The sequence below is a fragment of the Streptomyces laurentii genome (genome assembly GCF_040635425.1).
Lineage (GTDB): Bacteria > Actinomycetota > Actinomycetes > Streptomycetales > Streptomycetaceae > Streptomyces > Streptomyces laurentii.
This window is the reverse complement of the sequence record NZ_JBEYHT010000033.1, coordinates 36,452-62,338: the sequence shown is the minus strand read 5'-3', so window position 1 is coordinate 62,338 and position 25,887 is coordinate 36,452. Positions and strand designations below refer to the sequence as shown.

Below are 25,887 nucleotides of genomic sequence, written 5' to 3'. Positions count from 1 at the left end.
GGGAACATGTCAGGATCGGGAGTGCCATGACTTCCATCGACGCCCCCACACCCGACGCCCTCCCCGCCGCCGCCTCCTCCGCCTCCCCCGCCGGGGCCGGGGCCCGGGCCGGAGCCGCCGCCCGCGGTTCCGCCGGGCCCGAGGACCCCGCCACGCTGCACGGCCCCGTCCTCGCCTGGTTCGACCGGCACGCCCGCGACCTGCCGTGGCGCCGCCCCGAGGCGGGGGCGTGGGGCGTGATGGTCAGCGAGTTCATGCTCCAGCAGACCCCCGTCGTGCGCGTCCTGCCCGTGTACGAGCAGTGGCTGGCGCGCTGGCCCCGCCCCGCCGACCTCGCCGCCGAAGCCCCCGGCGAGGCCGTCCGCGCCTGGGGCCGGCTCGGCTACCCGCGCCGGGCGCTCCGGCTGCACGCCGCCGCCGTCGCCATAACGGAACGGCACGGTGGCGACGTACCGCGTGACCACGGCCGGCTGATCGCCCTGCCCGGCATCGGCGAGTACACCGCCGCCGCGGTCGCCTCCTTCGCGTACGGGCAGCGCCACCCGGTGCTCGACACGAACGTGCGCCGGGTGTTCGCGCGGGCGGCGACCGGCGTGCAGTACCCGCCGAACGCCACCACGGCCGCCGAGCGGCGCCTCGCCCGCGCCCTGCTGCCCGAGGAGGAGTCGACCGCCGCCCGCTGGGCCGCCGCCTCCATGGAACTCGGCGCGCTCGTGTGCACGGCGAAGAACGAGGACTGCGGGCGCTGCCCGCTCGCCGACCGTTGCGCCTGGCGGCTCTCCGGGAAGCCCGCCCACGACGGGCCGCCGCGCCGCGGCCAGACGTACGCCGGCACCGACCGGCAGGTGCGCGGCAAGCTGCTCGCCGTCCTGCGGGAGTCCACGGATCCGGTGCCGCAGGCGGCGCTGGACGCGGTGTGGGACGACGCGATGCAGCGAGGGCGGGCGCTGGACGGGCTGGTGGCGGACGGGCTGGTGGAGCCGCTGGAGGGCGGACGGTACCGGTTGCCGCTGGCCTGATCGGGGGCGCGTGGTGCGGGGCGCGGATCCGGTGCCGTGAGACCTCCTGGCCCCTGTTCCGCGCCGCCCCGCACGCTCCGCGTCTCGGACACCGCCCCCTCCCCGTCCCCCGCTCCCGTCCGTCCTCCGCCCTCCCCGCCCGCGTGTCCGGGTGGGGTGGGAGAGATGGGTGGGGGCTTTTCGTTTCTTTGGGGGGAGAGGTGGAAAAGAAAGGGATGAGGTCGAGAGGGTTCGCTCCTTTCTCCGCCGTCTCCGGTGGCGCATATCCGGAACCTCTCCATCCGCTGTTACACAACCGATGGACAGCCGTGCGCCCGCCGACGGCTGCCCCGCACACCTCCGTGACAACCGCTCCGTAGCGTCGTCGACGTACCCGGAAACGGGTACGCAGGCAGGTCACGGGGATGGAGGCGGTTCGGATGGCGCACGGCAAGGTGTTCGGCGGCGAGGTGCTCGATTTCGAGGAGTACGTACGCACACGGCAGGACGCGCTCCTGCGCAGCGCGCGCCGTCTCGTGCCCGATCCCGTCGACGCCCAGGACCTGCTCCAGACCGCGCTGGCCCGTACGTACGGTCGCTGGGACGGCATCGCCGACAAGTCGCTGGCCGACGCGTACCTCCGCCGCGTCATGATCAACACCCGGACCGAGTGGTGGCGGGCCCGCAAGCTGGACGAGGTCCCCACCGAGGAGCTGCCCGACGCGCGCGTCGAAGACGCCACCGAGCAGCACGCCGACCGGGCGCTGCTCATGGACATCCTGAAGGTGCTCGCGCCCAAGCAGCGCAGTGTCGTCGTGCTGCGCCACTGGGAGCAGATGAGCACCGAGGAGACGGCTGCGGCGCTCGGCATGTCGACCGGTACCGTGAAGAGCACGCTCCACCGCGCGCTGGCCCGACTGCGTCAGGAACTGGAGAACCGGGCCGCCGAGGGCGACAACCGGGCTCTGGCCGCCGGCGCGCCGGGGCGGGGCACGACCGTACGGGGCGGACACGACGACAAGCGGGAGCAGGAGCGTTGCGCGGCCTAGAAGACTTGGCCGACAGAACGGCCGGATTTCGGGCGGTGAGCATCACGGCGGTGGCCGGGCTCGCCGCCGTCGGCGTGTTCGTCGCCGGCTGTTCGACCGGTGGCACCGGATCGCGCGACGAGGGCGCGGCCCGTGCCGACGGGTCCTCGTCGAACGCCCCGGTCGCCGCGTCGCCGTCCTATCCGGCCGGCGAGAACGGCGGCAAGGACGCCAAGCGGGTCGACCCGATCGCCCTGCTCAAGGCCGATCCGAAGATCCGCAAGCAGGTGAAGGACGACCTCAAGCCGTGCGCGGCGGACATCTACCCGGTGGACACCTCGTACGGGAACCTCACGAACTCCGGCTCCCCGGACATCGTCGTCAACGTGATGACCTGCGGTGACGCGGTCGGCATCGGGACGTACGTATACCGTCGGGAGAGCGAGGAGACATACTCGAACGTCTTCATCGCGGAGGACGGTGCCGTCTACGGCACCATCGACCGGGGCGATCTGATCGTCACCCGGCAGGTGTACGCGAAGGGGGACCCGGTCGCGTATCCCTCGGGCGAGGACGTCGTCACGTACCGCTGGTCGGGCAACAAGTTCAGTCAGCACGACTGGATACACAACGACTACAGCAAGGCCGTCGGCGAGGGCGGCATCGAAGGGGCCGAGCCGGCCCCGAGCCCGCCCTCGGACTGACCCTCCGCGCAGTCACCCGAAAGCCCCCACGATTCCGAGAGAGGACGGAAAGCACCCCATGGCCGAGACCCATGTCCTGTTCGTCGAGGACGACGACGTCATCCGCGAGGCGACCCAGCTCGCCCTGGAGCGGGACGGCTTCGTGGTGACGGCCATGCCCGACGGCCTGTCCGGGCTCGATTCCTTCCGGGCGCGCCGTCCCGACATCGCGCTGCTGGACGTGATGCTGCCCGGGATGGACGGGGTCAGCCTGTGCCGGCGGATCCGGGACGAGTCGACCGTGCCGGTGATCATGCTGTCGGCGCGGGCCGACTCGATCGACGTCGTCCTCGGCCTGGAGGCCGGGGCGGACGACTACGTCACCAAGCCGTTCGACGGCTCGGTGCTGATGGCCCGGATCCGCGCCGTCCTGCGCCGCTTCGGCCACGCCGGCGGCGGGGCCGGAGGGGCGGACGGCGGCGGGCGCGCGGGGGCGGCGCCGAGCGGGGTGCTCGTCTTCGGGGGCGGCGATCTGGAGGTCGACACCGAGGGCATGGAGGTACGCCGGTCCGGTGCGCCGGTCGCGCTGACCCCGACCGAGATGCGGCTGCTGCTCGAGTTCTCCACGGCGCCGGGCACCGTGCTGTCTCGGGACAAGCTCCTGGAACGGGTCTGGGACTACGGGTGGGGCGGCGACACCCGCGTCGTGGACGTCCATGTGCAGCGGCTGCGCACGAAGATCGGCCAGGACCGGATCGAGACGGTCCGCGGCTTCGGCTACAAGCTCAAGGCATGAAGCAGGGCGTGGAACAGGGCGTGAAGCAGGGCATGAACCGGAGCGTGAGCCGGGGCGTGCACCGCGGCGTGAACTGGGTACGGGGAGCCGCCGGCCGGAACGGACAGGCGGCCCCGGAGTCCGGACGTGACCAGGAGAAGGGGATCGCGCTGCGCACCGGCGTCCGGTGGAAGATCGCCGTCGCCATCGCCGCCGTCGGCGCGCTCGTCGCGGTCACGCTCAGTCTCGTCGTCCACAACGCGGCCCGGGTCTCCATGCTCGACAACGCCCGTGACGTGCAGATGTGGCGGCTGGTCTTCGCCCAGCGCGTGTACGAGACGTCGAAGCCGAAGGAACCGCGCTTCGGCACCAAGATCAACGACCCGGCGCTGCCCGCCCAGCTCGACCAGCTGATGCGCGACCGCCGCCGCGGCACCTACGTCCAGGAACACCACGGCGGCCCGCCGGACGTGTGGGCGGCCGTGCCGCTCGCCAACGGCGACGTCCTGTCGCTGCACGTGCCCTTCGCCGACCGCGGCGCCACGATCATGAAGGACCTGGACCGGGCGCTGATCATCGGCTCGGTGTCGGTGGTGTTCGGCGGCTGCGCGCTCGGCGTGCTCATCGGCGGCCAGCTGTCCCGCCGGCTGCGCAAGGCGGCCTCGGCGGCCGGCCGGGTCGCCCAGGGCAACACGGACCTGCGGGTCCGCGACGCCATCGGCGGTGTCGTACGCGACGAGACGGACGAGCTGGCGCGGGCCATCGACGCCCTCACCGACGCCCTGAACGAACGTATCGAGGCCGAGCGCCGGGTCACCGCCGACATCGCGCACGAGCTGCGGACCCCGGTGACCGGCCTGCTCACGGCGGCCGAGCTGCTGCCGCCGGGCCGGCCGACCGAGCTCGTACGGGACCGGGCGCAGGCCATGCGGACGCTGGTCGAGGACGTCCTGGAGGTGGCCCGGCTCGACGGCGCGTCGGAGCGGGCCGAGCTGCAGGAGATCGCGCTCGGCGAGTTCGTGGAGCGGCGGGTGCGGGCCTTCGACCCGGACGCGGAGATACGGGTGGTGCACGAGTCGTGGGTCAGCACCGACCCGCGCCGCCTGGAGCGGATCCTCGGCAACCTGCTCGCGAACGCCGCCCGGCACGGCAAGGGCGCGGGCGCGGTGGAGGTCACCGTCGAGGGCCGGGTCGTCCGGGTCCGCGACCACGGCCCCGGGTTCCCGGAGGCGCTGCTGCGGGAGGGCCCGAGCCGCTTCCGTACGGGCAGTAGCGACCGCGCGGGCAAGGGCCACGGCCTGGGCCTGACCATCGCGACCGGCCAGGCGCGCGTACTCGGCGCCCGGCTCACCTTCCGCAACGCCGGGCCCGAGGGCTCGCCGGAGGGGACGGGCGGCGCGATCGCGGTGCTGTGGCTGCCGGAGCACGCGCCGACGGACACGGGGAGTTTCCCCGTACTGCGCCTTCCGGACTGAGCGGGCTGGGGACCACGACGAACGGCCCCCGGCGTCGCGCGAGGCGATGCCGGGGGCCGTTCGTCGGACGGCGGGACGGTTCTCAGACCGCGTCGGTGAGGGCCGGGGCCGCCACCTTCTCCGCGTCCTTCTTCTCGTCCGTCTTCTCGTCCGTCTTCTCGCCCTCCTCCTCGTCCTTCTTCGCGAGGCCGGCCCCGCGGAGCGCGACCTCCTTGACGAAGAAGGCGAGGACGAAGCCGACGACGGCCACGGCCGAGGCCACGAGGAACGCGGAGTGCGTACCGGCCGTGACCGCGTACTGGTAGGCCTCGCGCAGCGCGGCCGGCAGCTTCGCCAGGCTCGCCGCGTCGAGTTGCGCCGACTTGGCGGTCAGGTCGCCGCCGCCGCGGGCCGCCATCTCGGCGTTGACCTGGTGGTTGAACAGGGCGCCCATGATCGCGACGCCGAAGGACGAACCGAGGGTCCGGAAGAGGGTGGTCGACGAGGAGGCGACACCCATGTCCTTCATCTCGACGCTGTTCTGCGCGACGAGCATCGTGATCTGCATCAGGAAGCCCATGCCGGCGCCGAGCACGGCCATGTAGAGGCCGGAGGTGAAGCGCGTGGTGCCGGTGTCCATGGTGGACAGCAGGAACAGGCCGACGACCATGAACGCGCCGCCGATGATCGGGAAGATCTTGTACTTGCCGCTGTTGGTGGTGACGCGGCCGGCGATCATCGAGACGACCATCATCGCCAGCAGCATCGGCAGGAGCAGCAGGCCGGAGTTGGTCGCGGACGCGCCCTGCACGGACTGCTGGTACAGAGGCAGGAACAGCGTGGCGCCGAACATCACGAAGCCGGTGAAGAAGCCGATCACCGACATGAGGGTGAAGTTGCGGCTGCGGAAGATGTGCAGCGGCACCATCGGGTCGGCCGCGTGCCGCTCGACGAAGAGGAAGGCCAGAAGCGAGAGCGTACCGCCGGCCCCGAGGCCGATGATCATGCTCGAACCCCACGCGTACTCCGTGCCGCCCCAGGTGGTGACCAGCACGATCGCGGTGATGCCGACGGTCAGCAGCGCGGCGCCGAGGAAGTCGATCCGGGTGCCGGCCGCACGCTCCTTCCTGGGCAGGTGGAGCACGACGGTCAGCATCACGAGGGCGACGACGCCCAGCGGCAGGTTGATGTAGAAGGACCAGCGCCAGCCCCAGTGGTCGGTGATGGTGCCGCCGACCAGCGGTCCGCCGATCATGGCGAGCGCCATGATGCCGGCCATCATGCCCTGGTACTTGCCGCGCTCACGCGGCGGGATCAGGTCGCCGATGATCGCCATGACGCCGACCATGAGACCGCCGGCGCCCAGACCCTGGACGGCGCGGAAGCCGATGAGCTGGCCCATGTCCTGGGCCATGCCGCTGAGCGCCGAGCCGATCAGGAAGATGACGATCGAGGTCAGGAAGACGCTCTTGCGTCCGAACATGTCGCCGAGCTTGCCCCAGATCGGGGTGGAGGCGGCGGTGGCCAGGGTGTAGGCGGTGACGACCCAGGAGAGGTGCTCCAGGCCGCCGAGCTCGCCGACGATCGTCGGCATGGCCGTGCCGATGATCATGTTGTCCAGCATCGCGAGCAGCATCGCGATCATGAGGGCGAGGAGGACGACCCGGACGCTGCGCGGCTGCGGCCCCGCCTCGGTGTCCCCCGTCGTCCCCTCCGCCACCGTCGTCTCGGTGTCCTTCGGATGTATCTGTTTCGTCTTCGCGTCGGCCATGTCCCCCACGTCGCTCCCTTACTTGCCGCCCGGCTAGTTACTACACTGGGGAAAGTAGACGTCCAACTAGCCGGTCGTCAAGTAAGTTTCGTGGGAGCGAGAAGCATGGCCCAGGCACGAGGCAACACCCGCCAGCGCATCCAGAGCGTGGCCCTGGAGCTCTTCGCCGAGCAGGGGTACGAGAAGACCTCGCTGCGCGAGATCGCCGAACGCCTCGACGTCACCAAGGCCGCGCTCTACTACCACTTCAAGACCAAGGAAGACATCCTCATCGGGATCTTCCAGGACCTCACCGCCCCCATGGACGAGCTGATCGCCTGGGCGGGCCGACAGCCGCGCACCCTGGAGACCAAGCAGGAGATCCTGCGCCGTTACCAGGTGAACCTGATCGCCGCCGCCCCGCTGTTCCGCTTCATGCAGGACAACCACGCGGTGGTGAGCAAGCTCAGCGTCGGGCTCACGTTCAAGGAGCGCATGCTCACGCTGAACGACCTGATCCAGGAGCCGGGCTCCTCGCTGACCGACAAGGCCCGCTGCATCAGCGCGATCTTCACGCTGCACGCGGGCACGTTCTTCATGGCGAACGTCGAAGGCGACCCCGAGGACAAGCGGAAAGCCGTCCTCGAGGTCGCCCTCGATCTGGTCGAACAGGCCCAGAAGGGCCACTGAGCGGCCGCCGCCCGTCAGGGCGGGGGCTCGGACTCAGTCACGTCCGGCATATGTCAGATGGTGACGCCGTGGGTACGCAGGAACGCGACCGGGTTCACGGCGGAACCGTAGTTCGGGGTGGTGCGGATCTCGAAGTGCAGGTGCGGGCCGGAAGAGTTGCCGGTGTTGCCCGAGAGGGCGATCTGCTGACCGGCGGAGACCTTCTGGCCGGCGTTGACCTGGATCTTCGACAGGTGGGCGTACTGGGAGTACGTGCCGTTGGCGTGCTTGATGACGATGGCGTTGCCGTACGCGGGGCCGTCGCCGCCACCGTTCGGGCCGGCCTTCACGACGGTACCGTCGGCGGCGGCCTTGACCACGGTGCCGACCGGGACGGCGAAGTCCTGGCCGGAGTGCTTGTGGGCCCACATGGCGCCGCCCTGGTTGTACGAGGCGGACAGGGCGTAGGAGCTGACCGGCTTGACCCAGGCAGCGGACTTCTGCGCGGAGACGGTCTTGGCCTGCGCCTTGACGGCGGCGGCCTTGACCTGAGCGGCGACCTTCGCCTGGACGTCGGCCTGGTTGGCGACGGCGGCGGACGCGGTGACGTTCACAGGGCTGGTGACAGCCGCCGCGTGCTCGGCGGCGAACGCGGAGCCCGCACCGGCCACCAGCGACGCTCCCAGGCCGGCGGCGGCGAGGGCGACGGCGGTGGTACGGATGCTGGGCTTCGTGACGCGCTTCGACATACGGGGGAAACCTCCGGTGGAACGGGATCCCGACGCGAATGCTGTGAGCGGTGAGCGCCGGGCTTGCTCATCCTTGGTAACCCGGCTCCCCAACCAACCCAAAACGCCCTATCTACGACATAGGGTCGTAACGATCTCCGCGGAAGTTCACCCCTTGACGGCCCTGCCGGGCGCCCCCGAGAACCGGCGTCCAGGCCGCCCCGCACCCCGGTTTATCCGCACGTCAGGGCCCCACCGCCCCGGCCGACCCGCGACTCCGCGCCCGCCTCGCTCCGCTTGCGACTCCGCTCCCCCCTCTCCGCCCGCCAATGTCCTGAATCAGCCATAAAAGTCATCACTATTCCACTTAGTACCCTCCGAAAACGCTGTGGCGCCTCTCACGACGCGAAAGGCGCTAATGCGACCTGGGTCACTCGATAAGCCCCCGGAAAACCGGTCCGCCACTACGCTGACGAGCCCCGGGGACCACCGGGGAGCACCAGGGGGAGACAGATGGACCCAGCAGTCGCCGGCAGCCGCCTCGCCACCGCCGCCATCGGGCCACTGATGAAGAAACTGCTGGTCAACGACGTTCCCGGGGCCGGGCTCCCGGGGTCCGCCCGCCGGATCCGGCTCTCGGGCCTCGTCTCCTTCCGCGGCGAGAAGCGCACGCTGACCGACAAGGACGTCCGCAAGCTCGCCGCCACCCTCGTCGAACGGGCCGCGGCCGGCCCCGGCGAGCCGCCGTTCCCCGCCGACGAGACCGAGGCCGTGACGGACGCGCTGGCCGCCGGCCTGCTCGCCCTCGGCGACCTCGACATGGACGACGTCCAAGCCGTCCACCTCGGCCACGAGGCCCTCGCGGGGCGCCTGCGCGCCGCCGCCCCGCCCCCGGACGGACTGGCCACGTCCTCGGTCCTCTTCCTGGAGGCGGCCACCGAGACCGCCTGCCGCCACATCCTGGAGTTCTTCACCCAGCGCCCCTCCTTCGTGGCCCGCACCCTGGTCGAGCAGTCCCGCGGCCAGGCCGACCTCGCCACGAAAACGGACGCCCTCCTGGACCGCCTCCCCCACCCGGACGCCCGCGACGCCGCCTTCGAGCGCCGCTACCTGTCCCACCTGGCCGCGAAGCACGGCCGGCTCACCATCTACGGCATCGACCTGTACCGGTCGGAGGCCGAGTGGCCGCTGGACATGGCGTATCTGTCGCTGGAGGCGACGGGGAGCGGGGAGGGGGCGGCCGATGCCATCCGGCTCGCGACAGGCGCCGGGAGGGAAGAGATGGCCGATGCCGCCTGGCTCGCGACCTTCACCAGGCACCAGACCGACCCCACGGCCGCCTACCGCACCCGCTCCGTACGTGCCGATCTCGCCCTCGTGGAACACCACCGAATCCTGCTGCGCGGCCAGGCGGGCTCCGGCAAGACCACGCTCAGCCAGTGGCTCACCCTCGCGGCGGCGGCCGAAGAGCCCGTGGAGGGCATGACGTATCTCTGGGGACGCGTCCCCTTCGTCCTCCCGCTGCGCACCCTCACCCGGCACGGCGAGCGACTGCCCGCCGTCGCGGACTTCCTCTCCGCCGCCGACTGCCCGCTCCCCGCACCGGACGGCTGGATCGACCGGGTGCTGTCCGCCGGACGCGGCTTGGTCCTCGTCGACGGCATCGACGAGATCCCCGAGGCCGAACGCGGCCGGGCCCGCACCTGGCTGCGCGACCTGCTCGCCGCGTACGGGGAGGGGAACCGCTGGCTGGTGACCTCACGCCCCACGGCGGTGCGTGACGACTGGCTGGCCGGGGACGGCTTCACCGAGCTCACCCTCTCCCCTATGGCCCGCGCCGAGGTCACCACCTTCGTCCAGCGCTGGCACCGCGCGGCGGGCCCCGGCGCCGCCTCGTACGAGCAGCCCCTCCTCGACGCCCTGCGCGCCAACGAGGACATCGGCCGGCTCGCCACGAACCCCCTCATGTGCGGTCTGATCTGTGCCCTCCACCGCGACCGCCGGGGTTTTCTGCCACGCGGCCGCAAGAGCCTGTACGAGGCCGCCCTGTCGATGCTCCTGGAGCGCCGCGACCGCGAACGGGACATGGGGTCGCCGTCGGGCGTCGAACTGTCCGAGGACGCGCAGATCCGGCTGATCCAGCGCCTCGCCTACTGGCTCACGGTGAACGGCCGCACCCAGATCGACCGCGAGCGAGCGAAGACGATCACCGCCGAGGCCATCCCCGCCGTTCCGGAGGCCCATGCCGTCGGCGACCCGGACAAGGTCTTCGCGCATCTCCTCCAGCGCAGCGGCCTGCTCCGCGAGCCCACAGCCGAGACGGTGGAATTCGTCCACCGCACCTTCCAGGACTTCCTCGCCGCCAAGCACCTGGTGGAGCGCTGGGACATCGGGCTGCTGGTCAGCCACGCAGGCGACGACCAGTGGGAGGACGTCATCCGCATGGCCGCGGGGCACGCCCGGCCGCGCGAGTGCGACGAGCTGCTGCGCGAACTGCTGACCGTCGCGGACTCCGCCGACGGCCGTGCCACCCAGCTGCGGGTCCTGGTCGTGGCGGCGACCGCGCTGGACCACGCGACCGAGGTCTCCCCGGACGTGCGGGAGGAGATCCTGGCGCGGACCGCCGAGGTCGTCCCGCCCCGCTCGCCCGAGGAGGCCCGCGCGCTCGCGGCAGGCGGACGGGCGGTACTGCACCTGCTGAACGGCCCCGGCGACCTCGACGCGCCGGACGCGCTGCACTCTGTGATTGCCGCCTCTCACATCGTGTCCGGTGCGGCCCTCCCCTATCTGGCCCGCTTCGCGGACCATCCCGATCTCGACGTCCGTTCCCAGCTGATCTGGGCGTGGCCGCGCTTCGACCCCCAGGAGTACGCCGAGGAGGTCGTCGTCCGGCTCGATCCGACCGATCTCCGGTACTTCGTGCCGGGCGACGAGCACGCCGGCGAGCTGCTGCGGCTCGGACTGCGCCCCGACCTGCTGGAGATCGGCGAGCGCGTCTCGGACGAAGCGCTCGCCCGGCTGCTCACCGCCTGCGATCCGGTCTTCCTTCGGTTGCGACGAGCCGGCAAGCAGCACTCCCTGACAGCGCTGGCCGGGCTGACCCGGCTGTCCTCCCTGGTCATCGGGCTGAACTCGACCACCGTCTGGTCCGCCGCCGACCTGCCCGCCGGGGCACCACTCGCCGCTCTGGAACTGCCGGCCGCCTGGCCCCAGGAAGGGCTGAGGCATCTGGAGCGCCTGGAGCACCTGCACACGCTGAACTTGTGGCGGTCCCCCCTCCTGACTGCCGGGGCCTGGGTCCAGCTCGCCGCCCTCACCCGGATCCGCACCCTGCGAATCGACTGCAACGACCTCGCCTTCTGTCCGGACGGTGTCACGCTCGACAACGTCAAGACCGTCCATTTGACCCACGACAACCATCCGGAGCTGGACCGGCTCGTACGGCTCTTCCCGACGCTGGAGGCGCTCCATCTCACGGCCCGCTCAGAGGAGACGGTCGATGTGGCCGCCCTGGCCGGGTTGCCGGGGCTGCGAATCCTGAGAACGGGCCACGAGCTGACCGGCACCGAGCATCTCCCCCCGGCGGTCGAGATCATCACCTGACCCACCCCCACGCCAAAGGGGCGGCCCCGGAACCGTCACCGGTTCCGGGGCCGCCCCTTACTGCGTCTACCGCTTCACGCCGTGGCGCGTCACGCTTCCTTCGAGAGGTTCGGGCCCGCGCCGCCCGCCGCCTCGACCGGAGGAACGTCGGGCAGGGCCGACTTCTCCTCGCCGCGGAAGGTGAAGGTCTTCTCCTCGCCCTCGCCCTCGGTGTCCACGACCACGATGTGGCCGGGGCGCAGCTCGCCGAAGAGGATCTTCTCCGAGAGGGTGTCCTCGATCTCGCGCTGGATCGTCCGGCGGAGCGGACGGGCGCCGAGCACGGGGTCGTAGCCCTTCTTGGAGAGGAGCTCCTTGGCGGACTGGGAGAGCTCGATGCCCATGTCCCGGTCCTTCAGGCGCTCGTCCACCCGGTTGATCATCAGGTCGACGATCTTGAGGATGTCGTCCTGCGTCAGCTGCGGGAAGACGATGACGTCGTCCACACGGTTGAGGAACTCCGGGCGGAAGTGCTGCTTCAGCTCGTCGCTGACCTTCGCCTTCATCCGCTCGTAGTTGGACTTCGTGTCGCCCTGGGCCGCGAAGCCGAGGTTGAAGCCCTTCGAGATGTCCCGGGTCCCGAGGTTGGTCGTCATGATGATGACCGTGTTCTTGAAGTCCACGACCCGGCCCTGGGAGTCGGTCAGGCGACCGTCTTCCAGGATCTGGAGAAGGGAATTGAAGATATCGGGGTGGGCCTTCTCGACCTCGTCGAAGAGAACCACGGAGAACGGCTTGCGGCGCACCTTCTCGGTGAGCTGGCCGCCCTCTTCGTAGCCCACGTATCCGGGCGGGGAACCGAAGAGCCGCGAAACCGTGTGCTTCTCGCTGAACTCCGACATGTCGAGGGAGATCATCGCGTCCTCGTCGCCGAAGAGGAATTCGGCGAGCGCCTTGGACAGCTCGGTCTTACCGACACCGGACGGGCCGGCGAAGATGAACGAACCGCCGGGGCGCTTCGGGTCCTTCAGGCCGGCACGGGTACGCCGGATGGCGCGCGAGAGCGCGATGACGGCGTCCTTCTGACCGATGACGCGCTTGTGGAGCTCGTCCTCCATGCGCAGCAGGCGGCTCGACTCCTCCTCGGTCAGCTTGAAGACCGGGATGCCGGTGGCGGTCGCGAGGACCTCGGCGATCAGCTCGCCGTCGACCTCGGCGACGACGTCCATGTCGCCGGCCTTCCACTCCTTCTCGCGCTTGGTCTTCGCGGCGAGGAGCTGCTTCTCCTTGTCACGGAGCGAGGCGGCCTTCTCGAAGTCCTGCGAGTCGATCGCGGACTCCTTGTCCCGGCGGACGGCGGCGATCTTCTCGTCGAACTCGCGGAGGTCCGGCGGCGCGGTCATCCGGCGGATGCGCATCCGGGAGCCGGCCTCGTCGATCAGGTCGATCGCCTTGTCCGGCAGGAAGCGGTCGGAGATGTAGCGGTCGGCCAGGGTCGCGGCCTGGACCAGGGCCTCGTCCGTGATGGAGACGCGGTGGTGGGCCTCGTAACGGTCGCGCAGACCCTTGAGGATCTCGATCGTGTGCGGCAGCGACGGCTCGGCGACCTGGATGGGCTGGAAGCGGCGCTCGAGGGCCGCGTCCTTCTCCAGGTACTTGCGGTACTCGTCGAGGGTGGTCGCACCGATGGTCTGGAGCTCACCGCGGGCCAGCATCGGCTTGAGGATGCTGGCGGCGTCGATCGCGCCCTCGGCGGCACCCGCACCCACGAGGGTGTGGAGCTCGTCGATGAACAGGATGATGTCGCCGCGGGTGCGGATCTCCTTGAGGACCTTCTTCAGGCGCTCCTCGAAGTCACCGCGGTAGCGGGAGCCGGCGACCAGGGCACCGAGGTCGAGGGTGTAGAGGTGCTTGTCCTTGAGGGTCTCGGGCACCTCGCCCTTGACGATGGCCTGGGCCAGGCCCTCGACGACCGCCGTCTTGCCGACGCCGGGCTCGCCGATGAGGACCGGGTTGTTCTTCGTACGGCGGGACAGCACCTGCATGACCCGCTCGATCTCCTTCTCGCGCCCGATGACCGGGTCGAGCTTGGATTCGCGGGCGGCCTGGGTGAGGTTGCGGCCGAACTGGTCCAGGACGAGGGAGGTCGAGGGGGTGCCCTCGGCGGGACCGCCGGCGGTGGCGGCCTCCTTGCCCTGCTGGTAGCCGGAGAGCAGCTGGATGACCTGCTGCCGCACCCGGTTCAGGTCGGCGCCCAGCTTCACGAGGACCTGGGCGGCGACGCCCTCGCCCTCGCGGATCAGGCCGAGCAGGATGTGCTCGGTGCCGATGTAGTTGTGGCCGAGCTGGAGGGCCTCACGGAGCGAGAGCTCCAGGACCTTCTTGGCACGAGGAGTGAAGGGGATGTGCCCGGACGGGGCCTGCTGGCCCTGACCGATGATCTCCTCCACCTGCTGGCGGACCGCCTCGAGCGAAATCCCGAGGCTCTCCAGGGCCTTAGCGGCGACACCCTCACCCTCGTGGATAAGGCCCAGAAGGATGTGCTCGGTGCCGATGTAGTTGTGGTTGAGCATCCGGGCTTCTTCCTGAGCCAGGACGACAACCCGCCGCGCGCGGTCGGTGAACCTCTCGAACATCGTTAATCGCTCCTCAGAGCGGTCAGTCAGTTAGGGGTCGATCCCCTCCCTGTCCTTCCGCAGCTTAGTCCCGCAAGCGGGGACCGCTCATTCCAACTGCCGACATCCGTCCGGATCCCCCCTTACTTCTCGGGGTGACCGCTTGCCGAACAGCCGACAAATGCTCCAACTCGATGGTGCGAGACGATGTTCCCGCAGGCCAAGCTGTCAGCCTCGGCTTAAGTACGCCGATGGCGAACGTGCGACGCTTCTGCCCGCGAGACGCCCCTCCCCACATGGAATGTCTTACCCGTAGGCACGGACACTCCATGCGGCGCACCCCGGTTCCCTCCGCTACGGGCGAACAACCTTGCGCGCCCGAATGCACCCGTACGCCCCCATCATGGACACTCCTCGCTCCGGATCAAGGACCGAACGTGACCGATCGGCGGGCGAGGGCGTTCCCCCGGCATGCCGTCCGACGCCCCCGGCCCGGGCCCCGTCCCCGGCCCCCGTACGCCCCCCGGCGCCGGTCCGGCCCTCCCGGGCCCCCGGGTCCCGCAGGACCTGTGGGCCCGGTGGTACGCGCGCGAGCTGGGCTGGCCGGCCGAGGCCGGGCCGCCCGCGCGGCTGGTGACAGGGGTGGCTTTCGACGCGCTGGAGCTGCCCGCCGAGGCCGGTCGGGAGACGCTGCGCCGGATGGGTGCCGAGACCGGTCCGGTGGCCCTCGCGGGGCGGCGCGCGTACTTCCTCGTCGCCCCGGGAAACGCCGATGAACTGCCCGGGCTCCTGGAGTGGCTGGAGTGGGGCGGGATCCACCTCGACCTGCGAATCCTCGGCGCGGAAGGCCACATGACCGCCCCCGCGCCGCCCGCCTGGCGGGACGACGCCGACGCCGCGGTGTGGCTGCGGGCTCCCCGGCCGGATCACGGCGCGGAGTCCGCGCTGCCGGCCCTGCACCGCTCCCCCATGGGCGGTGCGGGCGGCTGCCCCTGCCTGGCGCGGCTCGTCGCCACGGCCGCCGCGGCGTGCCATCGGGCACGACTGCTGGACGCGGCCCGCGGCCACCGGCCGGAGCCGGATGCCGTAAAGCCTGCCGCTCCGCTAAAGGCGGCTCAGCGGGCGATTCAGCGGTTGGCGTCCTCGTAAGCCGCCTTGATGTCGGCCGGCACACGACCGCGGTCGTTCACGCTGTAACCGTTCTCCTTGGCCCACGCGCGGATCTTCGCGGTGTCCGGGCTGCCGGCGGAAGCGGCGGCGCGACCCTTGCCACGGGCGCCGGCACCGCGCCCGCCGGTACGGCGGCCATTCTTGGTGTACGGCTCGAGCAGGCCACGGAGCTTTTCCGCGTTGGCGGTGGTGAGGTCGATCTCGTAGGACTTCCCATCGAGCGCGAACGTCACGGTCTCGTCCGCCTCGACGCCGTCGAGGTCATCGACAAGAAGGACCTGAACCTTCTGTGCCACCGGATTTCCTTTCATCGAAAATGCAGTACGCGGAAAGGAAACCGCTTTTCCCGGAAAAACACAAACCCCTGGGAGAGGTTCAGAACCCCGACAGCGCGGGAAACGTGCGCGATTCGGACATAGATGGTCCGTTCTGTGCCCGCTTCACAGGTGCAGAAGCATCCGGCTGTTGCCCAAGGTGTTCGGCTTCACTCGTTCGAGTCCCAGGAACTCCGCGACACCCTCGTCATAGGAACGCAGGAGCTCGCTGTAGACATCTCCGTCGACCGGAGTCTCCCCGATCTCGGTGAAGCCGTGCTTCGCGAAGAAGTCCACTTCGAAGGTGAGGCAGAATACCCGCCGCACACCGAGCCATCGGGCGGTGTGCAGCAACTTGTCGAGCACCTGATGTCCCACTCCGGCGCCCTTGAAGGAGGGATCCACCGCGAGAGTACGGACTTCCGCGAGGTCTTCCCACATCACGTGCAGCGCACCGCAGCCGACGACCGTGGCGTCGTCGTCGCGTTCCGCGACCCAGAACTCCTGGATGGCCTCGTAAAGGGTCACGGTCGCCTTGTCGAGAAGGATCCCGCGCCGTACGTACGGATCGACAAGCCGGCGCAGCGCGGCGATGTCGGAGGTGCGGGCCCGGCGCACGGTGATGGCGCGGGCGGGGCGCGGGGCGGCGGGGACGGACGCGGGCGGCAGGGGCTGGGAGGAAGAGGCGGGCGCCCCGGACGGCGCGGATGAAGCCGAAGACGCGGAGGACGCCGAGAACGCGGAAGACCCGGAAGACGCAGATGACGGGGATGACGGGGATGACATGGGGGGACGTTATCGCCCGGACTCCGCGTTCCCCTCGTCCCCCTCGGCGGGTTCGGCGGATTCCCCGGACGCGGCCGGCACCGCGGGTTCCGCCGATTCGGCCGGGGCCGCGGCGGGCGGCGGTACGGCGCTCGCCGCGGGGTTGCCGCGCTGGACGATGCGGACGGCGTCGTCGAGTGCCTCGCGCTGACCGGGCGACATCATGCCGAAGAAGGCGACGAGAGCGGCGGCGGGGTTGTCGCTCTGCGCCCATGCCTCGTTCATCAGTGCGGCCGAGTAGGCGGCGCGGGTGGAGACCGCCGTATATCGATAGGCGCGGCCTTCGACTTCCCGGCGCACCCAGCCCTTCTGGTGGAGATTGTCCAATACGGTCATGACGGTGGTGTAGGCGATGGAGCGTTCCCGCTGGAGATCCTCCAGGACTTCCCGGACGGTCACCGCGCGGTTCCATTGCCAGACGCGGGTCATGACCGCGTCTTCCAGTTCTCCCAGTTGACGGGGCACAGCGCCACCTTAGTGCGAGACGACCGAATACACGTCCATTTATGAATAAATCAACCTATGAGGGAGCAAAAAGGACGTACGGCCTGGCGCGGTCGTACGTCCTTCGGGCATGCGGGTGCGCGGGACCGCCGCCGGCGGGGGCGGCCCGTGCACCGTGCGGGCTACGCGACGGGGTCGCCGCCCTGCTGCCGGGCCGACTGGGCGCGGGCGAGGGCGGCGTCCACGACGGCGTCCTCCTTGGCCTTGTTCGGCCCGCCCTGGCTCTTGACGATCGTCACGACGAGACCGATGAAGAACGCGGCCATCACAACGGGGGGAACGAGTGCGGATACGTAGTCCATGGCGTCCAGAGTAGCTATCCGGCGACGCGTTCCTCGGCCGGGGGCGGCGGTACCGGACGCCGGCGCGGCGGGAACACCTCGGAGGGTTTGGGAACCGGCCGTTCGCCCGGCTCGGGCGGCTTCGCGCCGGGCTGGGAGGGGGCGGCGGGAGAGGGCGGTTTCGGCCCCTTGCCCTGGTCGCCGGCGGCGCCGCGGCCGCCCGGCAGGGCGAGCAGCCGGGTGCGCTGCGGGAGGACGGGGGCGAAGGGGCCGGCGGGGACGGCGGACCGGGGCGGGACCAGAGGCGCGGGCGCCCGGACGGGGGTACGGGCCTGGGCCTGGGCGACGCGGGCGAGCCGGGCCCGGACGGACCGCTCGGCCAGCACCTGGCAGCGGGCGAGCAGCGCGGCGGCCGTGGCGTTGCCGCGCAGGGCCCGCAGCGCGGCGAGGTCGTCGGCGTGGGGGTCGTAACCGGCGGCGAGGGCGTCCTGGAGGAGTTCCAGGTAGCCGGTGAGGGAGCCGGGCAGGGCCCGGCGGTAGCGGATCAGGTCGGCGAGGAGGAAGGCGCGGTGGCGGCCGGCCTCCCGGACCGCCTCGTCCACGGAATCGGCCAGGCGCAGGCACTCCTGGACGTCCTCGTCCTGAAGGGGGGCAGGGTTCAGTGCGGTGGCGAGGGCGCATCGGAGCACACGCAGCTCGTCCGCGCTGAACGCCATGCCGCCGCGGGGTCCGTAGGGCGTGGGCATGACGCGACGATACGCGCTAATCGGACAAAACTCCCGCCTATCGATCTTCCGGGCGAGTCCCGGCGGGAAAACCCCGCGCACGGGCGGATTGCACGGCGAGACGAGCGCCAGGGGGGTGGGGCGGGAGTCGTCGGCACGGCATATGACCGCCGGGCCGGGGCGGTGGACCGGGCATATGACCACCGGGCCAGGGCCGCCAAGGCCAGGGGCGGGGCCGGGGGCGGCCCCAGGCCAGGGACCGCCGGGCCGGGGCCGGGGGCAGCCGCCGAGGCGCCCGCCCCGTGGCCCGGCACCGCTACATCCGCGTCACGTTCCGCTCGTACACCAGACGCAGTCCGATCAGGGTCAGCCACGGCTCGTGCTCGTCGATCTCCTTCGAGTCGGCGAGCACCATCGGCGCGAGGCCGCCGGTCGCGATGACGGTGACGTCCGACGGGTCCCCGTTCGGGCCCACCAGCTCGCGCTTCATCCGCGCGACGACGCCGTCGACCTGGCCCGCGTACCCGAAGACGATGCCGGACTGCATGGCCTCGACGGTGTTCTTGCCGATGACGCTGCGCGGCCGGGCCAGCTCGATCTTGCGGAGCATGGCGCCCTTGACGCCCAGTGCCTCGACGGAGATCTCGATGCCTGGGGCGATCGCGCCGCCCGCGTACTCGCCGCGCGGCGTGACGGCGTCGTACGTCGTCGCCGTGCCGAAGTCGACGACGATGGCCGGGCCGCCGTACAGCTCGATGGCCGCGACCGCGTTGATGACGCGGTCGGCACCGACCTCCTTGGGGTTGTCGGTGAGGACCGGGACGCCCGTCTTGACGCCCGGCTCCACCAGGACGGCGGGGACGTCGCCGTAGTAGCGGCGGGTCACCTCGCGCAGCTCGTGCAGCACCGACGGGACGGTCGCGCAGATCGCGATGCCCGCGATGCCCTCGCTCAGCTCGACTCCGAGCAGCGGGTGCATGCCCATCAGACCCTGCAGCAGCACCGCCCACTCGTCGGCGGTGCGGCGCGGGTCCGTCGAGATGCGCCAGTGCTCCACGATCTCCTCGCCGTCGAAGAGACCGAGGACCGTCTGCGTGTTGCCGACGTCCATGGTGAGCAGCATCAGGCGCGCACCTCGCGCAGGTCGAGACCGATGTCGAGGATCGGGGAGGAGTGGGTGAGGCCGCCCACGGCGAGGTAGTCGACGCCGGTGGCCGCGTAGGCCGCCGCGCTGTCCAGGGTGAGCCGGCCGGAGGACTCCAGGACCGCGCGGCCGGCGACCAGGGCGACGGCCTCCTCGGTCTCGCCGACGGTGAAGTTGTCCAGCAGGATCAGGTCGGCGCCCGCGTCCAGGACCTCGCGGACCTGGTGCATCGTGTCGACCTCGACCTCGATCGGGACGTCCGGGAATGCCTTCCGCACGGCCTCGAACGCCTCGGCCACGCCGCCGGCCGCCACCACGTGGTTGTCCTTCACCAGCGCGGCGTCCGACAGCGACATGCGGTGGTTGACGCCGCCGCCGCAGCGCACCGCGTACTTCTCCAGGGCGCGCAGGCCGGGGGTGGTCTTGCGGGTGTCGCGGACCTTGGCCTTCGTGCCGTCGAGGAGGTCCGCCCAGCGGCGGGTGGCGGTGGCGATGCCGGACAGGCGGCACAGGATGTTGAGGGCGCTGCGCTCGCCGGTGAGCAGGTCGCGGGTGCGGGCGGTGACGCTGAGCAGCTTCTCGCCGGCCTCGACCCGGGCGCCGTCCTCGACGTGCCGCTCGACCTCGAACGCGTCGGTGCAGACGATGGAAAGGACCGCCTCGGCGATCCGCAGACCGGCCACGACACCGGCCTCGCGGGCGGTGAAGTCGGCGGTCGCGACCGCGTCCTCGGGGACGGTCGCGACGGTCGTCACGTCCACGCCGCCGTCGAGGTCCTCGGCGATGGCCAGGTGCGCGATGTCCTCGACCTGGACCGGGTCGAGGCCCGCGTCGGCGAGCAGCTCGGCGAGCGCCGGGTCGAGCCCGCACTCGAACTCGTCGGCCTCGCCGCAGCCGCAGCCGTCGCCGCAGCCGCCGGCCGGCTCGCCGTCGTCGGCCACGGAGGTGATCTGGATCAGGGGAACGTCCACGGGCTCGGGACGGCTCTCCTCGGGGGTGCTCGGCGTGGTCACTTACTGCTCCCTGGGTGCATCGGGGGTTACGGCGGGAAAGTCCGGGGTGGCGGTACGGGTGACCGTCAGGCGCCGGTCCGGCGTCAGGCGTACGACGAGGTGGCGGCGCCAGGCCGCGTCGTCGCGGTCGGGGTGGTCCTCGCGCCAGTGGCAGCCGCGGGTCTCGGCGCGGGTGCGGGCGGCGGCCACCAGGACGCGGGCGACGCACAGCAGGTTGGTGGTCTCCCAGGAGTCCACGCCCGGCTCGGCGGCCTTGCGGCCGCCGGCTTCGGCCGCGCCCCGGCGCAGGGCGTCGAGGCCGGCGGCGGCCTCGGCGAGGCTCGCGGCGGAGCGGAGCACGCCCGCGCCGCGGGTCATGATCCGCTGCACGTCACGGCGGGCCTCGGGGGCGAGCAGGGTGAGGACGGCGGCGCCGTTTCCGGCGGCGGGCTCGGTCACGGCCCAGGGGCCCGCGTCGGGGCCGTCGGCGGAGCCGAACTCGGCCCAGATCTCGGTGTCCGGGCTCTCCGTACGGTGCTCGGGGGCCGGGGCGACGTCCCGGTGCGGGCCGTGCGCGGCGAGGTCGGCGGCGATGCGCTCGGCGAAGACCAGGCCTTCGAGGAGCGAGTTGGACGCGAGGCGGTTCGCGCCGTGCACGCCCGTACAGGCGACCTCCCCGCACGCGTAGAGGCCGGGAACGGTCGTACGCCCGCGCAGGTCGGTGCGGACGCCGCCGGACGCGTAGTGCGCGGCGGGGGCGACGGGGACGGGCTCGGTGACGGGGTCGATGCCGTGCGCCCGGCAGGCGGCGAGGATCGTCGGGAAACGGTTCTCCCACATCTCGGCGCCGAAGTGGCGGGCGTCGAGGTACATGTGCTCGGCGCCCTGCTCGATCATCCGGCGGGTGATCGCCTTGGCGACGATGTCGCGGGGCGCCAGTTCGGCCAGCTCGTGCTGCCCGAGCATGAAGCGGACCCCGTCGGCGTCGACGAGGTGGGCGCCCTCGCCCCGTACCGCTTCGGAGACCAGCGGCTGCTGGCCCTCCGCGCCGGCGCCGAGGAACAGCACCGTCGGATGGAACTGGACGAACTCCAGGTCGGAGATCTCGGCCCCGGCGCGCAGCGCGAGCGCGACACCGTCGCCGGTGGAGACGGAGGGGTTGGTCGTCGCGGAGAAGACCTGTCCCATGCCGCCGGTGGCCAGGACCACGGCGGGGGCGTGGACGGCGCCGACGCCGTCGTGCTGGCCCTCGCCCATCACGTGCAGGGTGACGCCGGCCGTACGGCCGTCGGCGTCCTTGAGGAGGTCGAGGACGAGCGCGTTCTCGATGGTGCGCACGCCACGCGCGCGTATCGCCTCGACGAGGGCGCGGGAGATCTCGGCGCCGGTCGCGTCGCCGCCCGCGTGCGCGATCCGGCGACGGTGGTGGCCGCCCTCGCGGGTCAGCGCGATCCCACCGTCGGCGGTGACGTCGAAGGCGGCGCCGGTCTCGATGAGCCGGCGGACGGCGCCGGGGCCTTCGGTGACCAGGGCGCGGACGGCCTCGGTGTCGCACAGTCCGGCGCCGGCCACGAGCGTGTCGTCGAGGTGCTGCTCGGGGCTGTCGCCCTCGCCGAGGGCGGCGGCGATGCCGCCCTGGGCCCAGCGGGTGGAGCCGGCGTCGAGGAGTGCCTTGGTGACGACGACCGTACGGAGCCCGGCGGCCGTGCAGCGCAGGGCGGCGGTCAGGCCGGCGACGCCGGAGCCGACCACGACGATGTCGGCGTCGACGGTCCAGCCGGGGGCGGGCGCGTGCAGCCGTATCCCGGTCGGCTCGGGGCCGGCCGTCTCTCTTCCGGTCGGTTCGGTTCCGGTCACTTCGCCGCTCCGAAGGTGAGGGGGAGGTTGTCGATGAGCCGGGTGGCGCCCACGCGCGCGGCGATGGCGAGCACCGCGTCGCCGACGTGGTCGTCGGCGACCTCGGTGAAGTCGGCCGGGTCGACGAGGGCCAGGTAGTCGAGGTTGAGCGGCGGCTCGGCCTTCGCGGCGTCATCGAGGACGGCACGGGCGGCGGCCCGTACGGCACCGGCCCCGGCGCCGCAGCGGTCGGCGGCCTGGGCGACCGCGTGCGCGTCGGCGGCGGCGCGGGCCTCGCCGAGCCGGGACAGTGCCTCGGCGCGGTCCCCGACCCGGCCCTGGGCGCCGGGCAGGGCGGTGGCGCGCGCGTGCAGCGCCTCCTGGGCGGCGAGCCGGTCGCCGCCCGCGAACAGGGCACGGGACAGGGCGAGGGCGGTGTGGCGCTCGGGGGTGGAGAGGTAGCGGTTGCGGCTGGACAGGGCGAGGCCGTCGGCCTCGCGGACGGTCGGCACGCCGACGATCTCGACCGGGAAGTCTAGGTCGCGGGCCATGCGCCGGATCAGGGCCAGCTGCTGGGCGTCCTTCTGGCCGAAGAAGGCCAGGTCGGGACGGGTGAGGTGGAGCAGTTTGGCGACGACGGTGAGGACGCCGTCGAAGTGGCCGGGCCGGGAGGCGCCCTCCAGGCGTTCGCCCATGGGGCCGGCGGTGATCCGTACCTGCGGCTCGCCGCCCGGGTACACCTCGTCGACGGAGGGGGCGAAAACGGCGTCGGCGCCGGCCGCCCGGGCGAGGGTGAGGTCGGAGTCGAGGGTGCGGGGATAGCGGTCGAGGTCCTCGCCGGCGCCGAACTGCAGCGGGTTGACGAAGACCGTGACGACGACGGTGCCGTCGGGGCCGACGCGGTCGCGGGCGGCGCGGACCAGGGTGGCGTGGCCCTCGTGCAGGGCGCCCATGGTCATGACGACGGCGCGGGGGCCGCCGCCGTGCGGCAGGGCGAGCAGGTCGGCAGCCGTACGGACCGGGGTCAGGGTGGTGGTCATCGGTGGTCGTCCCCCTCGGCGAGCACGCCCAGCAGATCCTCGGCCAGCTCGGGCTTGAGCAGGCCGTGCGCGAGCGCCCGGTCGGCGGTGGCGCGGGCCATCGCGAGATAGCCGGCGACGGTGCCGGGCGCGTGCTTGGTCAGTTCGGCCACGTGGGCCGCGACGGTGCCCGCGTCGCCGCGGGCGACGGGGCCGGTGAGGGCGGCGTCGCCGGAGCGCAGGGCGTTGTCGAGGGCCGCGCCGAGCAGCGGGCCGAGCATCCGGTCCGGGGCGGAGACCCCGGCGGCGCTCAGCAGCTCCATGGCCTGCGCGACCAGGGTGACCAGGTGGTTCGAGCCGAGGGCGAGGGCCGCGTGGTAGAGCGGACGGTTCGCCTCCTCGATCCACTCGGGCTCGCCGCCCATCTCGATGACCAGGGCCTCGGCGGCCAGGCGCAGCTCCTCGGGGGCGGTGACGCCGAAGGAGCAGCCGGCCAGCCGCTGGACGTCGACCGAGGTGCCGGTGAAGGTCATGGCGGGGTGCAGCGCGAGCGGCAGGGCGCCGGCCCGGCGGGCCGGGTCCAGGACCTGGACGCCGTACCGCCCGGAGGTGTGCACGAGCAGCTGGCCGGGGCGCACGGCGCCGGTCTCGGCCAGACCCTCGACGAGCCCGGGCAGGGCGTCGTCGGGGACGGTGAGCAGGACCAGGTCGGCGAGGGCGAGCACGCGGGCGGGCTCGACGACGGGGACGTCGGGCAGGAGGATCGCGGCGCGGCGCCGGGACGTGTCGGAGACCGCCGAGACGGCGACCGGACGGTGTCCGGCGAGCTGGAGCGCGGAGGCGAGGGCGGGGCCCACGCGGCCGGCTCCGACGACTCCGACGGTGAGCCGGGCGGGGCGGTCCTCGGCACGGTCCACGTGGGGCTGCCGGGGCTCGGGGGGCTGGGGTTCTGGGGGTGCGTTCACGGTGTGGGGTTCGGCCTTCCGTTCCAGTCCGCGGGGGGTACCGGACGATTTCTCGTCATGCTACGCCAGCGTTCGGGGCCCCTCACGGGCTGTCCGCGGGGGACGGGACGGGGGCGGGGCGGGGGCGGGGCGGGGGCGGGGCGGGGGTGAAACCGCCGGGGAAACCGCCGGGGAAACGGTGGTCGGCGGGCGGGCCGCCGACCGTCTGCGGGGCGGTCTACCGGCGGTCCGTCGGCGGTCCGTCGATGGGGTGCCGGCCGGCCGGTCGGCGGGCTGGTTCGGCAGGTCGGTCGGTGAGCCGGTCGGTGGGCCAGGCCCTCGGCCGGTCGGGGGGCATGCGCGTCGGCGGTATGACCATCATCCCGAGGCTGTGGATAACCCCGTGCTCGAAAGCCCCCGCATGACCCATCATCGGGCCATGGAATCCGATCGGCTCGCGGAAGAGCGACGCGAAGAGGCAGCGCCGGCGACGGCTCGGGACGAGCAGGCGGCGCCGATGGACGGGGAGTACCGGGCGCGGGTGTTCCGCGGGGCGGCGCGCAGGCTGTGGCACGCGCCGCTGGACACCACGGTGGCCGACGGGCTGCGGGAGCTGGCGGACTGGGCCGAGACCACGCCGCACGCGGGGCAGGTGCCCGACGTGTACGGGTCGGGCGTGGTGGAGGAGCTGGAGCGGCGGGTCGCCGAGGAGCTGGGCTTCCCGGCCGCGGTCTTCTTCCCCACCGGCACGATGGCCCAGCAGGTGGCCCTGCGCTGCTGGGCCGGCCGCACCGGCAACCCGGTCGTCGCCCTCCACCCGCTCGGCCATCCGGAAGTGCACGAGGACGCCGCGTTCGGCACCGTGAGCGGGCTGCGCACGGTCCACCCGACCGAGGAACCGCGGCTGCCGACGGCGGACGAGATACGGGACGTCCCGGAGCCGTTCGGGGCGCTGATGGTGGAGTTGCCGCTGCGCGAGGCCGGATTCGTGCTGCCGTCCTGGGACGAGCTGGTGGAGACGGTGGAGGCGGCCCGGGAGCGGGACGCGGTCGTCCACTTCGACGGGGCCCGGCTGTGGGAGTGCACGACACACTTCGGCCGCACGCTGCCGGAGATCGCGGGCCTGGCGGACAGTGTGTACGTCTCGTTCTACAAGTCGCTCGGCGGCCTTTCCGGCGCGGCGCTCGTCGGGCCCGAGGAGCTGGTTGAGGAGGCCCGGCTGTGGCGCCACCGCTACGGCGGCATGCTCTTCCAGCAGTACCCGGTGGCGCTCTCCGCGCTGCGCGGCCTCGACACCGAGCTGCCGCGGCTGCCCGCGTACATCGCGCAGGCGCGGATCGTGGCGGAGGCGCTGCGGGAGGCCTTCGCCAAGGAGGGCGTCGGCTGGTTCCGGGTGCACCCGGAGATACCCATGACGCACCAGTTCCAGGTGTGGCTGCCGTACGAGGCCGACGCCCTCACGGCGGCGGGCGTGGCCCTCGCGGAGGACACCGGCACCGCCCTGTTCCGCCGCTGGTTCCCGGCGCCCGCGGGCGGCCCGCCGGGGGTGGCGTCGACGGAGGTGACGGTGAACGCACCGGGTCTGGAGTGGACGGCCGAGGACGTGAAGGAGGCTGTACGGGGGTTCCTGGCGCGCGTGCGGGCGTAGGGCCCGCGGCCAGGAGTGCGGGCTGAGCGCGCGGCCCTGCGGGAGGGCCCGGGCCTTCCGCACGGCCGGCGGCCCGTCTCCCTCGGGGCGGCGCCCTCGGCGGGGCCCGTGCCCGGGCCTGACCGGATGCGGAAAACGGAAATTCGAGAACGCGAGAACTCGGGAGGTCGGTAGGTCAGTAGGTCAGTAGGTCAGTAGGTCAC

General features: G+C 72.1%; 22 protein-coding genes. 9 read left to right on the top strand and 13 right to left on the bottom strand.

Going from position 1 to position 25,887, the window contains the following annotated elements:
• Positions 1-26: 26 nt before the first annotated feature.
• The 5 genes from ABZ693_RS20930 (at position 27) to cseC (ending at position 4,959) form a co-directional block, all read left to right on the top strand.
• A complete protein-coding gene (locus ABZ693_RS20930) occupies positions 27-1,019 on the top strand; it encodes an HhH-GPD family protein (RefSeq protein WP_359879272.1) in 993 nt (330 codons plus the stop codon).
• 419 nt (positions 1,020-1,438) lie between these two features.
• Positions 1,439-2,047 carry a SigE family RNA polymerase sigma factor gene (locus ABZ693_RS20925; protein WP_359879270.1) on the top strand — a complete coding sequence of 203 codons (609 nt, stop codon included), beginning with the start codon at positions 1,439-1,441 and terminating at the stop codon, positions 2,045-2,047.
• Between the two features lie 35 nt (positions 2,048-2,082).
• Positions 2,083-2,730: a hypothetical protein gene (locus tag ABZ693_RS20920; RefSeq protein ID WP_359879267.1), complete on the top strand. Its 648-nt coding sequence runs from the start codon at positions 2,083-2,085 to the stop codon at positions 2,728-2,730.
• A 58-nt stretch (positions 2,731-2,788) separates the two neighbouring features.
• Entirely contained in the window at positions 2,789-3,505 is a 717-nt protein-coding gene (gene cseB / locus ABZ693_RS20915; protein ID WP_359879265.1) for a two-component system response regulator CseB, read from the top strand.
• Positions 3,502-4,959: a two-component system sensor histidine kinase CseC gene (gene cseC / locus ABZ693_RS20910; RefSeq protein WP_359879262.1), complete on the top strand. Its 1,458-nt coding sequence runs from the start codon at positions 3,502-3,504 to the stop codon at positions 4,957-4,959. The genes cseB and cseC overlap by 4 nt, the downstream gene beginning before the upstream one ends.
• A gap of 82 nt (positions 4,960-5,041) precedes the next feature.
• Here the strand turns inward: cseC and ABZ693_RS20905 are convergent, their stop codons facing one another.
• Positions 5,042-6,709, bottom strand: coding sequence for an MDR family MFS transporter (locus tag ABZ693_RS20905; RefSeq protein ID WP_359879260.1), 1,668 nt, complete (start codon positions 6,707-6,709; stop codon positions 5,042-5,044).
• Between the two features lie 105 nt (positions 6,710-6,814).
• Here ABZ693_RS20905 and ABZ693_RS20900 point away from each other — a divergent pair, with 105 nt between their 5' ends.
• Positions 6,815-7,378, top strand: coding sequence for a TetR/AcrR family transcriptional regulator (locus ABZ693_RS20900; protein ID WP_359879257.1), 564 nt, complete (start codon positions 6,815-6,817; stop codon positions 7,376-7,378).
• Between the two features lie 53 nt (positions 7,379-7,431).
• On the opposite strand, the gene ABZ693_RS20895 is transcribed toward ABZ693_RS20900, so the two are convergent.
• The gene (locus ABZ693_RS20895) at positions 7,432-8,106 is read right to left on the bottom strand and encodes a M23 family metallopeptidase (protein ID WP_359879255.1); all 675 of its coding nucleotides are present in this window, start codon (positions 8,104-8,106) and stop codon (positions 7,432-7,434) included.
• Between the two features lie 492 nt (positions 8,107-8,598).
• Here ABZ693_RS20895 and ABZ693_RS20890 point away from each other — a divergent pair, with 492 nt between their 5' ends.
• On the top strand, positions 8,599-11,688 hold the full coding sequence (locus ABZ693_RS20890) for an NACHT domain-containing protein (protein WP_359879252.1): 3,090 nt from the start codon (positions 8,599-8,601) through the stop codon (positions 11,686-11,688).
• An 89-nt stretch (positions 11,689-11,777) separates the two neighbouring features.
• Here ABZ693_RS20890 and ABZ693_RS20885 read toward each other — a convergent pair whose 3' ends face one another.
• Positions 11,778-14,303 (bottom strand): ATP-dependent Clp protease ATP-binding subunit, encoded by a 2,526-nt coding sequence (locus ABZ693_RS20885; protein ID WP_359879250.1) that lies wholly within the window; start codon positions 14,301-14,303, stop codon positions 11,778-11,780.
• Between the two features lie 450 nt (positions 14,304-14,753).
• On the opposite strand from ABZ693_RS20885, the gene ABZ693_RS20880 reads away from it, so the two are divergent.
• On the top strand, positions 14,754-15,431 hold the full coding sequence (locus ABZ693_RS20880) for an SCO3374 family protein (RefSeq protein ID WP_359879247.1): 678 nt from the start codon (positions 14,754-14,756) through the stop codon (positions 15,429-15,431).
• Here the strand turns inward: ABZ693_RS20880 and ABZ693_RS20875 are convergent.
• The 10 genes from ABZ693_RS20875 to ABZ693_RS20830 form a co-directional block, all read right to left on the bottom strand.
• A complete protein-coding gene (locus tag ABZ693_RS20875; RefSeq protein WP_359879244.1) occupies positions 15,410-15,748 on the bottom strand; it encodes a histone-like nucleoid-structuring protein Lsr2 in 339 nt (112 codons plus the stop codon). The genes ABZ693_RS20880 and ABZ693_RS20875 overlap by 22 nt on opposite strands.
• A gap of 144 nt (positions 15,749-15,892) precedes the next feature.
• Positions 15,893-16,552, bottom strand: coding sequence for an amino-acid N-acetyltransferase (locus tag ABZ693_RS20870; RefSeq protein WP_359879241.1), 660 nt, complete (start codon positions 16,550-16,552; stop codon positions 15,893-15,895).
• Positions 16,553-16,561: 9 nt separating this feature from the next.
• Positions 16,562-17,056 carry a BlaI/MecI/CopY family transcriptional regulator gene (locus ABZ693_RS20865; RefSeq protein WP_359879238.1) on the bottom strand — a complete coding sequence of 165 codons (495 nt, stop codon included), beginning with the start codon at positions 17,054-17,056 and terminating at the stop codon, positions 16,562-16,564.
• A gap of 161 nt (positions 17,057-17,217) precedes the next feature.
• Positions 17,218-17,397, bottom strand: coding sequence for a hypothetical protein (locus tag ABZ693_RS20860; RefSeq protein ID WP_359879236.1), 180 nt, complete (start codon positions 17,395-17,397; stop codon positions 17,218-17,220).
• 14 nt (positions 17,398-17,411) lie between these two features.
• Positions 17,412-18,092: a hypothetical protein gene (locus tag ABZ693_RS20855; protein WP_359879326.1), complete on the bottom strand. Its 681-nt coding sequence runs from the start codon at positions 18,090-18,092 to the stop codon at positions 17,412-17,414.
• Positions 18,093-18,417: 325 nt separating this feature from the next.
• Positions 18,418-19,224, bottom strand: a complete 807-nt coding sequence (locus tag ABZ693_RS20850) for a type III pantothenate kinase (protein ID WP_359879233.1) — start codon at positions 19,222-19,224, stop codon at positions 18,418-18,420.
• Positions 19,224-20,258, bottom strand: coding sequence for a carboxylating nicotinate-nucleotide diphosphorylase (gene nadC, locus ABZ693_RS20845; protein WP_359879230.1), 1,035 nt, complete (start codon positions 20,256-20,258; stop codon positions 19,224-19,226). The genes ABZ693_RS20850 and nadC overlap by 1 nt, the downstream gene beginning before the upstream one ends.
• The gene (locus ABZ693_RS20840) at positions 20,259-22,094 is read right to left on the bottom strand and encodes an L-aspartate oxidase (protein WP_359879228.1); all 1,836 of its coding nucleotides are present in this window, start codon (positions 22,092-22,094) and stop codon (positions 20,259-20,261) included. It lies immediately after the preceding gene.
• Positions 22,091-23,113, bottom strand: a complete 1,023-nt coding sequence (gene panC, locus ABZ693_RS20835) for a pantoate--beta-alanine ligase (RefSeq protein ID WP_359879226.1) — start codon at positions 23,111-23,113, stop codon at positions 22,091-22,093. The genes ABZ693_RS20840 and panC overlap by 4 nt, the downstream gene beginning before the upstream one ends.
• Positions 23,110-24,009 (bottom strand): Rossmann-like and DUF2520 domain-containing protein, encoded by a 900-nt coding sequence (locus ABZ693_RS20830; protein WP_359879323.1) that lies wholly within the window; start codon positions 24,007-24,009, stop codon positions 23,110-23,112. The genes panC and ABZ693_RS20830 overlap by 4 nt, the downstream gene beginning before the upstream one ends.
• 466 nt (positions 24,010-24,475) lie before the next feature.
• On the opposite strand from ABZ693_RS20830, the gene ABZ693_RS20825 reads away from it, so the two are divergent.
• On the top strand, positions 24,476-25,684 hold the full coding sequence (locus ABZ693_RS20825; RefSeq protein WP_359879224.1) for a threonine aldolase family protein: 1,209 nt from the start codon (positions 24,476-24,478) through the stop codon (positions 25,682-25,684).
• Positions 25,685-25,887 lie beyond the last annotated feature (203 nt).

What these genes read in the sequence shown, in the direction of transcription:
- ABZ693_RS20930 (WP_359879272.1), top strand. Translation starts at nt 27, where the DNA reads ATGACTTCCATCGACGCCCCCACACCCGACGCCCTCCCCGCCGCCGCC.
- ABZ693_RS20925 (WP_359879270.1), top strand. Translation starts at nt 1,439, where the DNA reads ATGGCGCACGGCAAGGTGTTCGGCGGCGAGGTGCTCGATTTCGAGGAG.
- cseB (WP_359879265.1), top strand. Translation starts at nt 2,789, where the DNA reads ATGGCCGAGACCCATGTCCTGTTCGTCGAGGACGACGACGTCATCCGC.
- cseC (WP_359879262.1), top strand. Translation starts at nt 3,502, where the DNA reads ATGAAGCAGGGCGTGGAACAGGGCGTGAAGCAGGGCATGAACCGGAGC.
- ABZ693_RS20905 (WP_359879260.1), bottom strand. Translation starts at nt 6,709, where the DNA reads ATGGCCGACGCGAAGACGAAACAGATACATCCGAAGGACACCGAGACG.
- ABZ693_RS20900 (WP_359879257.1), top strand. Translation starts at nt 6,815, where the DNA reads ATGGCCCAGGCACGAGGCAACACCCGCCAGCGCATCCAGAGCGTGGCC.
- ABZ693_RS20895 (WP_359879255.1), bottom strand. Translation starts at nt 8,106, where the DNA reads ATGTCGAAGCGCGTCACGAAGCCCAGCATCCGTACCACCGCCGTCGCC.
- ABZ693_RS20890 (WP_359879252.1), top strand. Translation starts at nt 8,599, where the DNA reads ATGGACCCAGCAGTCGCCGGCAGCCGCCTCGCCACCGCCGCCATCGGG.
- ABZ693_RS20885 (WP_359879250.1), bottom strand. Translation starts at nt 14,303, where the DNA reads ATGTTCGAGAGGTTCACCGACCGCGCGCGGCGGGTTGTCGTCCTGGCT.
- ABZ693_RS20880 (WP_359879247.1), top strand. Translation starts at nt 14,754, where the DNA reads ATGCCGTCCGACGCCCCCGGCCCGGGCCCCGTCCCCGGCCCCCGTACG.
- ABZ693_RS20870 (WP_359879241.1), bottom strand. Translation starts at nt 16,552, where the DNA reads ATGTCATCCCCGTCATCCCCGTCATCTGCGTCTTCCGGGTCTTCCGCG.
- ABZ693_RS20860 (WP_359879236.1), bottom strand. Translation starts at nt 17,397, where the DNA reads ATGGACTACGTATCCGCACTCGTTCCCCCCGTTGTGATGGCCGCGTTC.
- ABZ693_RS20855 (WP_359879326.1), bottom strand. Translation starts at nt 18,092, where the DNA reads ATGGCGTTCAGCGCGGACGAGCTGCGTGTGCTCCGATGCGCCCTCGCC.
- ABZ693_RS20850 (WP_359879233.1), bottom strand. Translation starts at nt 19,224, where the DNA reads ATGCTGCTCACCATGGACGTCGGCAACACGCAGACGGTCCTCGGTCTC.
- panC (WP_359879226.1), bottom strand. Translation starts at nt 23,113, where the DNA reads ATGACCACCACCCTGACCCCGGTCCGTACGGCTGCCGACCTGCTCGCC.
- ABZ693_RS20825 (WP_359879224.1), top strand. Translation starts at nt 24,476, where the DNA reads ATGGAATCCGATCGGCTCGCGGAAGAGCGACGCGAAGAGGCAGCGCCG.